Origin of the sequence: Palaeococcus ferrophilus DSM 13482 (genome assembly GCF_000966265.1) — an archaeon.
Taxonomy (GTDB): Archaea; Methanobacteriota_B; Thermococci; order Thermococcales; family Thermococcaceae; genus Palaeococcus; species Palaeococcus ferrophilus.
In genome coordinates, this window is the sequence record NZ_LANF01000013.1 from 81442 (window position 1) to 94100 (window position 12659).

Here is a 12659-nt window from a genome sequence, read left to right on the forward strand (position 1 = left end):
TAGCGGATGTGGTTGAAAAGTTCAGTAGAAAGGTCAAAAGTGATGCCTTGAAGAAATTTATAGACGAGAGATCACGATTACCTCAGGCGGGGGAGAATCCTATGCACCTCATAATCCACCACTGGGACACGGACGGGGTGACCTCAGCGGCCCTTCTGGTGAGGGCGCTTAACCTGGAGGGGTTCACCAACCTAACCGCCCCCATCGGCGAGTTCCGCTTCGACGAAAGGATATGGGGTGCGATTGAGAAAGCAGAGAGGCTCTACGTCCTCGACTTCAACGTTCCCCACGAGGTCGAGAGGGTCAAAGTACCGACGCTCTTCATCGACCACCACACCCAGCCGAAGATCAACAACCCGTTCGTGGAGCAGGTCAACCCCTCGCTGGACGGCGAATATTATCCCTCGAATTCTCTCGTCCTCTCGGAGCACTTCGGAATATGGAACGCCTGGAGTGCCCTTGGGGTCGTCGGTGACATCGGCGAGAAGGCCTTTGAGATTGAAGCCGTTGACAAACTCCTCCGGAAGGCAAACCTCTCGCGGGCGGAAGCCTTAAGGCTGGTTGAACTAATTGACTCCAACTACATCGCGATGGAGAGGGAAGCCGTTGAGGAAGCCGTTAGGGTTCTCCTCGAAAACGACGTTAGGGTTCTCCTCGAAAACGAGCCGTGGGTCAGGAAGGCAGAAGCCATAAGGGAAGCTATAGAGAGTGCCGTTTCGAGCGTTGAAGATAGGAACGGCTTCGCCTTCGTTGAATTCGAGAGCCCGTTCAACATAATATCCAAGGTCGCGAGAAAGCTTGTCTGGGAGAGTGGCTACCGCGGTGCCGTTGTCTTAAACAAGAACTTCCACGGGAAGGCCCAGGTCTACTTCCGCGTCTCACGTGAAGAGGCGGAAAGGATAGATATGGGCGAGGTCATAGCCCGCCTTAGGGAGGTGGGCACAAACACAGGCGGCAAGCGGGAGGTGCTGGGCTGCATATGCGAGAGGGATAAAATCGGAGACGTTCTCACAATCATCAACGAATACCTGAGGTGAGAGTTATGGAGTTTGAAAAGAAAGTTAGGGATGGGATGGACGAAACCAAGAAGGTCTTCGTCATAGGCCTCGATTCGGCCCCACCTGAACTCCTGTTCAACCGCTTCATCGACGACATGCCCAACGTCAAGAAACTCCTCGAGAAGTCCGTTCACGGCCCGATGCAGACCGGGATTCCGGCGATAACCATCCCGATGTGGATGGTGATGGTCACCGGAAAGACGCCGGGCGAGCTCGGGCTCTACGGCTTCAGGCACAGGACTGGCTACTCCTATACGGACTACTGGATAGCCCACAGCAGGAAGGTGAAGGAGCCAACAGTGTGGGACTACCTCGGTGAGCGCGGGAAGGAGTCGATAATAGTCGGTGTTCCGCCGACCTACCCGCCGAAGCCGATACGGGGCCACCTCGTGGGCTGCTTCATAACGCCCGATGCCAGCGTCGACTACACCTACCCCAAGGAGCTGAAGGGGGAGATAGAGCGCCTGGTCGGGGAGTACATCTTCGACGTCCCCTTCAGGAGAGAAGCCAAGGACGAGGTCAGGGACGGCATATGGGAGATGACGGAGAAGAGGTTCGAGGTGATAAGGTACCTCCTCCAGGAGAAGGAGTGGGACTACTTCCACTTCGTCGAGATAGGCTTGGATAGGCTCCACCACGCCTTCTGGCGTTACTTCGATGAAAACCACCACCTCTACCCGGGCAAGGGGAACAAGTACGAGAACGTCATCCCCGACTACTACAAGCTCCTCGACAGGGAGATAGGAAAAACGTTAGAGCTCATAGACCTCGACGAGACGGCCGTTTTCATAGTCTCCGACCACGGCATAAAGGCGATGCACGGCAACTTCGCGGTCAACCAGTGGCTGGCCGAGGAGGGCCTCCTCAAGGTCAGGAACCCGGAGGTTCTCCACGACGGAAAGACCAAGCGCTTCGAGAGCCTCGACGTTGACTGGAAGGAAACCACCGCCTGGGGCTGGGGCGGCTACTACTCGCGCGTCTTTCTGAACGTCCTCGGAAGGGAGAAGGAAGGAAAGGTGCCGCTCTCGAAGTTCGACAAAGTAAAGGACGAGGTGGCGGAGCAGATAAAGGCAATCCGCGGGCCGAACGGCGAGAAGTGGGACACGAAAGTCTTCTATCCCGAGGACATCTACCCGGTAGCGAAGGGAAGCAAGCCTGACATAATGGTTTACTTCGATAACCTCAACTGGCGCGCCGCTGGAACAGTCGGCCACCCGAGCAACTACCTGCCCGAGAACGACACGGGGCCCGACGATGCCAACCACTCCGAGTTCGGAGTGTTCTCGATGTACTTACCTGGCTTCGACGAGAGCAAGGCAACGCAGCTGACCATCTATGACTTCGCACCTACAGTACTGCGACTCTTCGGGATAGAGGAGCCTCTGAGGGAGATGCACGGGAGGAGCATCCTGCCCCGGTGATGGCTTTGGCGATTAAATACATCCCCCACGCCCTGGAGAGGATGAGGGAAAGAGGGATAAGAAGAGAACTAATCGAAGAGGCCATTGAATCACCAGACAGTGTAACGGAAGGATATCTAGGAAGGAAAGTAGCTCAGAAGAGGTTAAACGGAAAAGTAATCCGCGTAATCTATGAGGAAGAGGATGAGGATGTGGTTGTCGTTACCGCGTATGTAACATCGAAGGTGAGAAAATATGGGGGTGTAAACAAATGAGGATATCCTATGACCCCAAACACGATGTCATGTACATAAAGTTCTCGGACGCAAAGATAGTTGAGACGGTAGAGGTCGAAGAGGGCCTATTGATTGACTACGGAGAGAACGGCGAGATAATCGGCATAGAGATAATAAACGCATCCCTAAGGACTCATTCAAGCCCTCTTAGCGAGATAACAGTTAGGATCGAAGAAGTAGCATCTCACTGAGTCACTCACTGGAGGGAGCTGAAATGACAGGACACAAAAACCTCGAAAAGGGATTCACAATCTGGCTCACCGGGCCCAGCGGGGCCGGAAAGACGACTCTGGCCGTTAAGCTTGCCAGAAAGCTCAGGGAGATGGGCTACCGAGTCGAGATACTCGACGGTGACACGATAAGGAAGACCCTCTACCCGGAGCTCGGCTTCTCTAAGGAAGCGAGGGAGATGCACAACAGGGTTGTAATCCACATGGCAAAGCTCCTCAGCAGGAACGGTGTCATAGCGATAGTCTCGCTGATCTCCCCCTACAAGGCAGTTAGAGAGTACGCCAGGAAGGAGATAGGCGACTTCATCGAGGTCTACGTCTACGCTCCCTTGGAGGTTAGAATACAGCGCGACCCCAAGGGGCTCTACGCGAAGGCCCTCAGGGGGGAGATAAAAGGATTGACGGGCTACGATGGGGTGTACGAAGAGCCCGAGAACCCCGAGGTAAAGGTGGACTCTTCAGAGATGACACCTGAGGAAGAGGTCGAGGCCGTGATTCAGAAGGCCCGCGAGATGGGATACCTACCGTGAGGGATTTCCATGGATCCCGTTTTTATCTTTCTTGGATTTTTTAGTGGGCTTCCTCGTCGGCCTCACTGGTATCGGCGGAGGCGCTTTAATGACGCCCTCCCTCATATTCCTCGGCGTCGAGCCGCTGACAGCGGTCGGAACCGACCTCCTCTACGCAACAGTAACGAGGGTCTTCGGCGTGTTCTTCCACCAGAGGAAGGCCAGGATACGGTACGACATAGCGCTGAGGCTCTTCGCGGGAAGCGTTCCGGCGGTGGTTCTTGGGGGAATAATCCTCCGCGAAATCGAGAGGGAAGTTCTCAACGATCACCTGACTTTACTGCTTGGAGTCATCCTCATCACGAGCGCAGTCCTGAGCCTCCTGAAAGGGGAGATCCACCTTCCAATTAAGCCAAAGTGGGCATACGTTTACCTCCTCGGCTTCGTGGTTGGCCTGACCGTCCAGTTCACCTCCGTCGGGGCGGGTGTGATAGTGAGTTTCACGCTGATGAACGTGGCCAGAATTGACCCGCGGGACGTCGTGGGGGTGACGATAGTCTATGGGCTGGCCCTCTCCGCCTTCAGCTTCCTGAACTACGCGAGCGTTGGGGGCGTGGACTACCGGCTGGCCCTCCTTCTAGTTAGTGGAACGCTTCCAGGAGTTTATTTAGGCACACACGTTAGCTCTAGTATGGGTGGGGAGAAGCTGGAGAAAATTATCAATATGATAATCATGATTATCGGAGGGTTGTTGCTTGTTCAGACGTTATAGAGTTCATAAGAAGGTTAAAATTATCTTGATAAAACAACGGAGAGGTGAAGCAGTAAATTCACCAACTAAGGTGCGATTTATCTCTCTAGTGTTCACTCATTTAGCCAGTAAGGTTCACTAAAAATAGTTTGATGCGGCGGTTGAATTCCCACCAAACACATTTTATGCATTATTAACCCTCGCAAATGTCGGATCAACACATCGGGAGTGTAAGGAATATACCAGAAAAATTTTAGTTCTGAAGAAAGACTTATATTCATAAATGCGTGGGACGAATGGGGAGAAGAGGGTTATTTAGGGCTAGATAGAAAGTTCGGATATGCCCACCTAATTCAGCACATGAAGCCTTTATTGGGGAATAGGCTATCGAATGCACAACGATTAGAAGGTAGGATTAGTAGTTATAAGACATTTTAGAGCAAAATCACAAATAAGGAAGGATGTGAATGAAGATGCTTGCCCCTAAAGTCTCAATAATAATCCTAAATTGGAACGGCTGGAGAGACACGATAGAGTGCCTAGAGTCATTGTACCGTATTGATTATCCTAACTATGATGTTATTGTCGTGGATAATGGGTCTACAGATGATTCTACTCAAAAGATAAAGCAATATGCAGAAGGCAAAATACAAGTCAACTCAAAGTTCTTTGAATACACTCCAGGAAACAAACCAATCAAGGTATTCGAGATTACTGAAGAGGAAGCCAAGCATGGGAAGTTTAATCGTTTACTCTACGAGAAATTTGATCCCGACAGGAGGATGATTTTAATAAAAAGTAAGAGAAATCAGGGATTCACTGGGGGTAACAATATTGGTATAAAGTTTGCGCTGAGTATTCTGGCTTCTAAGTATGTTTTACTCCTGAATAATGATATTGTAGTTGATAGAAGTTTTTTAAAAGACTTAGTGAACTTAGCCAGAAAAGACAAGACGGTTGGAATAGTGGGTTCTCTGGTAAGATTTTACAACAGCCAGGAGGTACAATCAGCGGGCATCAAACTTAATTTGAAATCTGGTAGAATCTATCATCTAAAAACTTACAATGAACGTGAACAATCCCTTGATTGTGTTATGGGATGCTCTATGTTAATTTCGAAGGACGCACTTTTGGGATCAGGACTATTCGATAATGTGTTTTTTGCGTACACTGAAGAAATAGATCTATGTCTCAGAGTTAAATCTAACGGATATTTAATTAATTTATCTCCTACTTCTGTGGTTTTTCACAAACACAGAGGGAGTACAGGATACAAGATAAATGGATTTATATTATTTCACAGATCTAGGAATTACCTGCTCATGATATATAAATTGTTTAGAAGTAAATGGGTACTCTTAACTACCCCCTATTTACTTAATATAATTGGCGAGGCAATACTATGGTCATTCACTCAGAAAGACATTTCATTATTGATTTCAACCATAAATGGGATTAGTAGTGCATTAAAGTTAATTATTAAGGGATATCCCAATGAAATGGGCGACTTTTATAAGAGTTAAGAGATATAACGTTCTTCTAACCCATTCTTCGAAGCCTAATCTTCCGTGTCTGGTCTTTTATCTTTTGAATTTCGTAGTGGTGTCTCAACATCCTTGCCGTCTGACTCTCCGTGTACAAATGGCTAAACAAAGCAGAATAAAGGTTAAAATACTGCTCATAATATTTTTCAAGACTTAATTCCTTCGTTCTATGCCAATCATAAAGATTAGCTTCCTTCTCCACGTATGCTCCATTTCTGTCTTTTTCAAGTATTACTTTAAGTTTATATCGGTCATTTCTAACTGTGAAAATTGTTCTTGAATGAGAGAATCCTGGGGACCTATCCAGAAGACCATGCAACTCCCATGCTTCTGAATAAAGGTTACGGTGAGTATATTTTTCAGGAATATTCGTGTTGGTTATAAGAGGTTTCAAGGATAATCCCCTCCCGCTGAACCATACTTTATTCTTTATGCCAAGTAAATCAAGGAGTGTTGGCATCAGGTCTATAGTGCTAACGGGACATTCAACATTTTTAGGTACTATTTCTTCAGTTAGTTTTTCTAAATTGTAAAATATTAGTGGAACATGGAGCAAATTATCAGAACTCGACTCGGGATCGTGACCAAAATAAGGAGAATTCTCCATAAATTCCTCTCCATGGTCAGCAGTGATAATCACGATTGTATCATCTGTTCTACCCGCTTTTTCAAGAAACTTGAATACGTCAGATATCAAGATATCAGTAGTTTTTAAGGATTCGATATATAGTTCCCTCAGTTGGCTTATGTGCCGTTTTAAGTTGAAATTTGATAGTCCTATGTAGTTTAGCTGATCGACTTCCTTCTCAGAAAAAACATCTGTATTGGGAGGCAAATACGGAAGATGGTTAACGATAGTGTGGATCCAAAGAAACTGAGGAGGTTTGAATTTAGAAGTTATGAACTCTTCAATCTGTGCCTTAAAAGCCTGATGGAGCTTTCTACGCTCCGTATATCTTTGGGTAGTATCGAAAAATCTTAAATTAAAAAATCTGTACATGCTGTACAGATTTTTCGAGAGTTTATAAACAAGATTATATTTACGTAACTTGGAACGTTTAAATGTGATATCTTGTTTTTGTAAGGTGTTCCCCTTTTTTTTCTGTTTTAGGAGAAATACATCCGTACGGTTCCGATCATTTTTTTCTGGAGACAACTTCAGAAAATGTTCTTGGTAGTCAAGACCTCGGCCATATCCATAGTATGGAGTGAGAAGTGCATTTGATTCATTAATAAGAGCGGTATTATAACCAAAACGTTTTAAGAGGGAATACATCGTTGGGACTTGTGGGGGCAATCCTACTCCAAAATGGTAGGGATAAACACCCCCAATTATAGCAGGAAACGCAAAGAACGTGTTTGGGCCGACACTAAATGCATTCTTAAATACGACGCTTTCGTTTACTACCTTTTTAAAGAATGGCAATAGATTGATATTTTCCAAGGCCAGATTGAAATTGAATGCATCAAGTGTCAACAATACTATGTTTGGGAACTCAGTATCCATTCTTAGTCACCCCGAGAGATTTAACCACTTCTAGCAGTTTTTTTGAATTTATGTCATAACTATAATGTAGCTTAAAACTTCTGTTACCCCAAATTCCGACTTTTAATGCACATTTTTTATTAAATGCAAGCGCATTAACGCTACGAATGATCTCATCAGGCTCAAACACAAAGATCTCTTTTCCCGAAGTAACATAACACAAACCGATTAGTCCCTTTGGAGTTGTAATCACGGGTTTAGAAAAGTGCATTGGTTCAAGAATTTTGTTATGCGGACCAAGTGTTGGAATGCGGACTGGGACTAAGAATGCATCAACAGAGGCAAGAACTTTGAAATATTCTTCCGATGGTAGATATCCCGTGAATACCAGTTTCTTATGGATCCTCTTTTTGGATACTTTACCAATAATGATGAATTTTATCACATCAATAAATTTATCAAGATGGGAATATAAAAACTCCAAAGCCCAAAGATTTTGAGGGGCATCGAAAGGCCCTATCATTCCAATTTTAAAGTACTTCCTATATGCTCTCGAAGGCCCTATGTTTCGCTCAAGTTTTAACTCTTTTAACTCCAAATACTTTTCATCAAGGAACAGCGATATCAAAAAGGTCCTCGAATTGCGCCGCCTATAGAATTTCCGGATGTTGGGAGCTAATGCAATAACTATATCGGCACGAGATATTACAAAGTTCTCAATATATCCCAAAAATCTGATCTTGAAATTAGATTTCTCATAAATACGATATTCCTCAGATAATATTGAATGAGCTTCAAAAATTATATGATATCCAAATATTTTCGAGAATGTATAGTAAACAAAAAAACCAAACCAGTCATTTGAACAGTAAACTACCTCTATTTTCTTCCTAAATTTTAGTATTTTATATGCACTCATGAGCCACCAAATCACTAAGAAAAAAAGAGATATTTCTAATAAAGGCCTCACTTTACCAAAACGTGAAAAGTCAACAATTTCAATCTTGTAATCTCTAGATAAAACCGAACTAACTCTCTTTGCCCGTACAGAGGTCCCTTCCATTCTTGACATGTCAGCAGGTACGGAGAGAACTATTCTCATGACTCACAACCTAATCTCTAGGATATGACAAAAATATATAAACTTAATCCTCCTAGAGGAATCCGAGTGGTGGTTGGCAAGATATGAATGATTATCCACTAATTTCACTTATACTCGCAACAAAGGGAAGAGACAAGGAAGTGGAAGAATTTTTGGACTCTTTACTGACTCAAACATACAAAAATTTTGAAATCATAATAGTTGACCAAAATCCAGATAACAGGATAGAAAAAATTATACAAAAAGGCAAATATGAAGATCTAAAAATATTGCACCTCAGATCAAGCCCAGGACTTTCTAAGGCAAGAAACACTGGGCTCAGACATACCTCAGGGGATATTGTGGGGTTTCCTGACGATGACTGTAGGTACCCCCCTACCCTGCTAGAGCACGTGGTAACTTTCTTTTTAAATCATCCAGAATTTGGGGGGGTGTCTGGGAAAATTAGAAATCAATCAGGACAAAGCCCAATTGGACATTTAGACAAAAAAAGTGGCAGGATTACACTGTACAATGTATGGAAACGTGGTGTATCAACTGCAATATTTCTACGAAGAGAAGTTGTTCTGAAAGTTGGATATTTTGATGAAGATCTCGGAGTTGGTGCGAAAACAAAATGGCAATCTGGCGAAGAGACGGACTACCTAATTAGAGCAATAAAAAAAGGCTTTAATCTTTATTATGATCCAGGTATTGAAGTTTACCATCCATTACCCTTTTATAAATCAATTTCCTCCCAAAGGGCCTATGGGTATGGGGGAGGAATGGGAAGAGTATTATATAAACATAAATTTCCACTATGGTTTGTGTTTCTGTCAATTTTAAATGGTGTATTTGGGATAATCTTGGGAATCATACTGCTTAATATGCCAATGATCAAATTTTACATCTACAACACAAAAGGTCGACTTTTAGAGTACCTCAGTAATCTCGGGGATTCTCCTGCTACTTCAGGGTAAAAAAGACAAATAAGACTTCTCAAGCCGCTCCGTGATTTCGTCCCAATCATACCTACTCGCAATGTTCATGGAGACACTCTTCATTCTTCTCCTTTTCTCAAATGCAATTAAAATCTTTTCCGCGAAGTCTCTCTCATCAACCCTAGCTATGAACCCGTTCTTGCCGTCATTGATCAAGTCCTTGGAGGCGTTCATATTGTAGTCCACTGTAACTACCGGTAAGCCGCTCGCGTTTGCCTCCACCACCACGATGCCAAACCCTTCTCTGAGCGATGGGAACGCAAACACCTTTGAGGCCTTCATAAACGCAATAACGTCCTCATGTCTCTTGAGGAACCCCCGGAACTCAACGTTTTTTTTGAGGCCGAGCCTGGAGGAAAGACTCTCGAGATGTTGCCGTTCCGGCCCGTCCCCTATAACAACGGCTTTGACATCCGGAATTTCCTCCTTTATCAGGGCGAGGGCTTTCAGGAGCAGGGAAACGTTTTTTTCTTTGATGAGCCTCCCGACAAAGATTATGTCCGACTGATAAGAAGAGGGCTCTATCTCCTGAATCCTCCTGAAATCAACCCCATTGGGGATTACAGTTATATCTTTCCTAAGACCCGCGTTGTGGAGGTCCTTCTTCGTCTTCAAAGACGCGGCCACGTGGTTGTCCGTCAGGTTAAACAGGCCCCGCTCAAGGAGTTTCCCAACAAGACCCACCTTCCCAAGGTAGTTGCTCCAGTAATCGCCCCAAAATTCGTGCCACGTTATCACGAGCGGAGAACGACTCGTCTTGGAGGCGTAGCAGGTAAAGTAAGGGGCCGCCTGACAATCAATAACGTCGTAGCGCTCTTTACTTAGAAGGGGAACTAACTTTATAGAATGCAGAAGGGGCGGGAGTATGGCCCTCCTCCCAGAGGAATAGAGCTTCTTGACACCTAAAGTGCCATGGTATGTTATGCCCTCTCCCTCGAGGGTGCTGCTCTCTCCCCAGTGTCTGTAACCGTATATATGAACCTCGTGCTTTTTGGCTAATCGTGTGGCCAGCTCGTAAATCCGTTTCTCCACTCCCCCCTTGACCCACGGGTAGATCACGTCGTAGACGAACGCGATTTTTAGTGTTTCTCCCATACCTCTGGATTTACGATTTAACCCTTTAAAATCTTGGCCCCGCACTACTTTTTTAAACCCTCCCCCCTACTCCAGTCAGGTGAGTGAAATGAGCACGAAACTTATAATCGCACTGCTCATCCTGGCAGCGTTCTGGGGCGTCCTCTACCTCATCTATGGAAGAAGGGAAGAGGAGGAACTGAAGGAAGAGGGTCTGGAGGTTGACCTCCTCGTTGCCATGTGGAGGACGAAGAGACTTCTCAACTTCATAGACCGCACGGCGAGAAAGGCAAAGCGCTTCTGGAAGGCTTACGCAACCATAGGGGTTCTCATTGGGTTTGCGGGGATGGCCTACGTGTTCTACGCGCTCTTTCAGACGGCACTCGCGAGCGTTAGGGGAGGTTTTAAGACCCCCGGCGTCCAGCTCGTCATCCCCGGTGTGACGATTCCCCTCTGGTACGGTCTGGTTGGCCTCGTGGTTGTTATGGTTGTCCACGAGCTCAGCCACGGTGTCGTGGCGAGGGCGGAGGGGCTCAGGCTTAAGTCCGTAGGTCTTGTACTCCTCGCGGTGATTCCTGGTGCTTTTGTGGAACCTGACGAGGACGAGATAAAGAAGGCACCGCTCCTCAGCAGGCTGAGGGTCTACGCCGCTGGATCAATGGCGAACATAGTCACCGCGCTCCTGGCGCTCTTGCTAATAAACTACGCCCTGGGTCCTGTTTTGGTCCCCAATGGGGTGGAGATAACGAACTTTGACCCCAACGGCCCGGCCAAGGACTTCCTCATGAAGGGGGACGTTATAGTCGGCATAAACGGGCAGAGCGTGATGAGCGTTGAGGACTTCCTGAAGGTCATGAACTCCACGAGGGCGGGGGAGACGATAGCGCTCCAGGTCGAGAGGGCCGGAAAGGTGGAGACGATTAGGATAACGCTCGCAGACAACCCCAGCAATCCCGGAAAGGGCTACCTTGGCGTCTATCCATCGCAGCGTCTCCGGTCAAAAATCGGGGCCGAGTGGCTCGTGCTCCCAATAGCGTTCTCCCTCTACTGGGTATACGTGCTGAACTTCGGAATAGGCCTCATGAACCTCTTTCCACTTGTACCGCTCGACGGGGGGAAGATGCTCGACGAAACGCTGCGGGAGTTCCTGCCTGAAGGTATAGCGAAGCCGATAAGCTACGCCTTCATCGCCATCGGCCTGCTCCTGCTCGGAATAAACCTTCTCCCGGCTCTCGCGGGCCTCGCGGGGTGAGGTGAGGGATGAAGTGTTCCAGATGCGGCAGAGAGGCGGTCTATCACGCGAAGTACGAGGGCAGGTTCTACTGCCACAAGCACTTCAACGAGCTCATCGAGGATAAGGTTAAGCGGACGGTGAGGCGCTACCACCTCATAGAGCGCGGCGAGAGGATAGCGGTTGGAGTCTCCGGCGGAAAGGACAGCGTGGTTTTGCTCCACCTGCTGGCCAAACTACAGAGGAAGTTCCCCTTCGAGCTGGTAGCGATAACGATAGATGAAGGCATAGCCGGTTACAGGCCACCTAGCGTTGAGATAGCTAGGAAAAACGCCGAGGAGCTGGGAATTGAGCACCGCATCTATTCCTTCAAGGAGTACATCGGCTTCACGCTGGACGAGACGGTCGAGATAATGGGGAGCTTCGAGAAGGGTGAGCGCGTTGGGGCGTGCTCCTACTGCGGCGTTTGGCGGAGGTGGCTCCTTAACTACGCGGCAAGGGACGTTGGAGCGGACAAATTAGCGGTCGGTCACAACCTCGACGATGAGGCGCAGATGTTCATAATGAACGTCCTCAGGGGTGACGTCGCGCGCTTGGGGAGGACGGGCCCCTACTACGAGGTAATCCACGAGGGGCTCGTGCCGAGGATAAAGCCTCTCCGGGAGATTCCCGAGAAGGAGATAGTGCTCTACGCCATCTTGAACAACATAGAGGTTGACTTCAGCGAGTGCCCCTACGCCGTCGAGGCTTTCAGGGCAGAAATCAGGGACTGGCTGAACGAGATGGAGGAGAGGCACCCGGGGACGAAGCACCAGATACTGAGGAGCTACGATAGGATGTTCCCATTCCTCTCGAAGTCCTACGCGAGGCGCGACCTGAACCGCTGTAAGATATGCGGCCAGCCAACCACCGGAGAGATATGCAAGGCCTGCCAGTTCAGGCTCAAGGTGGAGGAGAAGGCGAGGGAGAAGGGTCTGACCTTCCGGGTGGGATGAGGA

At 47.5% G+C, this 12659-nt stretch carries 14 protein-coding genes; 11 read left to right on the forward strand and 3 right to left on the reverse strand.

Annotated elements, in window-relative coordinates; translation table 11 throughout:
- The first annotated feature begins 101 nt into the window (after positions 1–101).
- The 8 genes from PFER_RS07665 (at position 102) to PFER_RS07695 (ending at position 5767) form a co-directional block, all read left to right on the forward strand.
- Complete coding sequence (locus tag PFER_RS07665; RefSeq protein ID WP_048150725.1) at positions 102–1037, forward strand: DHH family phosphoesterase; 936 nt, start codon at positions 102–104, stop codon at positions 1035–1037.
- Positions 1038–1042: 5 nt separating this feature from the next.
- Positions 1043–2479, forward strand: a complete 1437-nt coding sequence (locus PFER_RS07670) for an alkaline phosphatase family protein (RefSeq protein ID WP_048150727.1) — start codon at positions 1043–1045, stop codon at positions 2477–2479.
- Positions 2479–2733: a DUF4258 domain-containing protein gene (locus tag PFER_RS07675; protein ID WP_048150730.1), complete on the forward strand. Its 255-nt coding sequence runs from the start codon at positions 2479–2481 to the stop codon at positions 2731–2733. Before PFER_RS07670 ends, PFER_RS07675 begins: the two co-directional genes overlap by 1 nt.
- Positions 2730–2945: a DUF2283 domain-containing protein gene (locus PFER_RS07680; protein WP_048150734.1), complete on the forward strand. Its 216-nt coding sequence runs from the start codon at positions 2730–2732 to the stop codon at positions 2943–2945. The genes PFER_RS07675 and PFER_RS07680 overlap by 4 nt, the downstream gene beginning before the upstream one ends.
- 23 nt (positions 2946–2968) lie before the next feature.
- The gene (gene cysC, locus PFER_RS07685; protein ID WP_048150736.1) at positions 2969–3514 is read left to right on the forward strand and encodes an adenylyl-sulfate kinase; all 546 of its coding nucleotides are present in this window, start codon (positions 2969–2971) and stop codon (positions 3512–3514) included.
- Between the two features lie 88 nt (positions 3515–3602).
- Entirely contained in the window at positions 3603–4265 is a 663-nt protein-coding gene (locus PFER_RS07690; protein WP_245612507.1) for a sulfite exporter TauE/SafE family protein, read from the forward strand.
- Between the two features lie 216 nt (positions 4266–4481).
- Positions 4482–4682 (forward strand): glycoside hydrolase family 99-like domain-containing protein, encoded by a 201-nt coding sequence (locus tag PFER_RS12645; protein ID WP_157255160.1) that lies wholly within the window; start codon positions 4482–4484, stop codon positions 4680–4682.
- A 29-nt stretch (positions 4683–4711) separates the two neighbouring features.
- Complete coding sequence (locus PFER_RS07695; protein WP_245612503.1) at positions 4712–5767, forward strand: glycosyltransferase family 2 protein; 1056 nt, start codon at positions 4712–4714, stop codon at positions 5765–5767.
- 16 nt (positions 5768–5783) lie between these two features.
- On the opposite strand, the gene PFER_RS07700 is transcribed toward PFER_RS07695, so the two are convergent.
- Together PFER_RS07700 and PFER_RS07705 are read right to left on the reverse strand one after the other, a co-directional pair.
- Positions 5784–7295 carry a sulfatase-like hydrolase/transferase gene (locus PFER_RS07700; protein ID WP_048150738.1) on the reverse strand — a complete coding sequence of 504 codons (1512 nt, stop codon included), beginning with the start codon at positions 7293–7295 and terminating at the stop codon, positions 5784–5786.
- Complete coding sequence (locus PFER_RS07705; protein WP_084593936.1) at positions 7285–8376, reverse strand: glycosyltransferase; 1092 nt, start codon at positions 8374–8376, stop codon at positions 7285–7287. Before PFER_RS07705 ends, PFER_RS07700 begins: the two co-directional genes overlap by 11 nt.
- A gap of 83 nt (positions 8377–8459) precedes the next feature.
- Between PFER_RS07705 and PFER_RS07710 the strand changes: the two genes are divergently transcribed.
- The gene (locus PFER_RS07710) at positions 8460–9335 is read left to right on the forward strand and encodes a glycosyltransferase family 2 protein (RefSeq protein ID WP_048150742.1); all 876 of its coding nucleotides are present in this window, start codon (positions 8460–8462) and stop codon (positions 9333–9335) included.
- Here the strand turns inward: PFER_RS07710 and PFER_RS07715 are convergent.
- Complete coding sequence (locus PFER_RS07715; protein WP_048150744.1) at positions 9327–10451, reverse strand: glycosyltransferase family 4 protein; 1125 nt, start codon at positions 10449–10451, stop codon at positions 9327–9329. The two genes, PFER_RS07710 and PFER_RS07715, sit on opposite strands and share 9 nt — an antisense overlap.
- 88 nt (positions 10452–10539) lie before the next feature.
- Here PFER_RS07715 and PFER_RS07720 point away from each other — a divergent pair, with 88 nt between their 5' ends.
- Entirely contained in the window at positions 10540–11682 is a 1143-nt protein-coding gene (locus PFER_RS07720) for a site-2 protease family protein (RefSeq protein ID WP_048150746.1), read from the forward strand.
- Between the two features lie 8 nt (positions 11683–11690).
- Entirely contained in the window at positions 11691–12656 is a 966-nt protein-coding gene (locus PFER_RS07725; protein ID WP_048150748.1) for a TIGR00269 family protein, read from the forward strand.
- Positions 12657–12659 lie beyond the last annotated feature (3 nt).

Coding starts and splice junctions, on each gene's coding strand:
- PFER_RS07680 (WP_048150734.1), top strand. CDS start 2,730: ATGAGGATATCCTATGACCCCAAACACGATGTCATGTACATAAAGTTC.
- PFER_RS07700 (WP_048150738.1), bottom strand. CDS start 7,295: ATGGATACTGAGTTCCCAAACATAGTATTGTTGACACTTGATGCATTC.
- PFER_RS07695 (WP_245612503.1), top strand. CDS start 4,712: ATGAAGATGCTTGCCCCTAAAGTCTCAATAATAATCCTAAATTGGAAC.
- PFER_RS07715 (WP_048150744.1), bottom strand. CDS start 10,451: ATGGGAGAAACACTAAAAATCGCGTTCGTCTACGACGTGATCTACCCG.
- PFER_RS07690 (WP_245612507.1), top strand. CDS start 3,603: ATGACGCCCTCCCTCATATTCCTCGGCGTCGAGCCGCTGACAGCGGTC.
- PFER_RS07705 (WP_084593936.1), bottom strand. CDS start 8,376: ATGAGAATAGTTCTCTCCGTACCTGCTGACATGTCAAGAATGGAAGGG.
- PFER_RS07720 (WP_048150746.1), top strand. CDS start 10,540: ATGAGCACGAAACTTATAATCGCACTGCTCATCCTGGCAGCGTTCTGG.
- PFER_RS07670 (WP_048150727.1), top strand. CDS start 1,043: ATGGAGTTTGAAAAGAAAGTTAGGGATGGGATGGACGAAACCAAGAAG.
- PFER_RS07675 (WP_048150730.1), top strand. CDS start 2,479: ATGGCTTTGGCGATTAAATACATCCCCCACGCCCTGGAGAGGATGAGG.
- cysC (WP_048150736.1), top strand. CDS start 2,969: ATGACAGGACACAAAAACCTCGAAAAGGGATTCACAATCTGGCTCACC.
- PFER_RS07710 (WP_048150742.1), top strand. CDS start 8,460: ATGAATGATTATCCACTAATTTCACTTATACTCGCAACAAAGGGAAGA.
- PFER_RS07725 (WP_048150748.1), top strand. CDS start 11,691: ATGAAGTGTTCCAGATGCGGCAGAGAGGCGGTCTATCACGCGAAGTAC.
- PFER_RS07665 (WP_048150725.1), top strand. CDS start 102: ATGCACCTCATAATCCACCACTGGGACACGGACGGGGTGACCTCAGCG.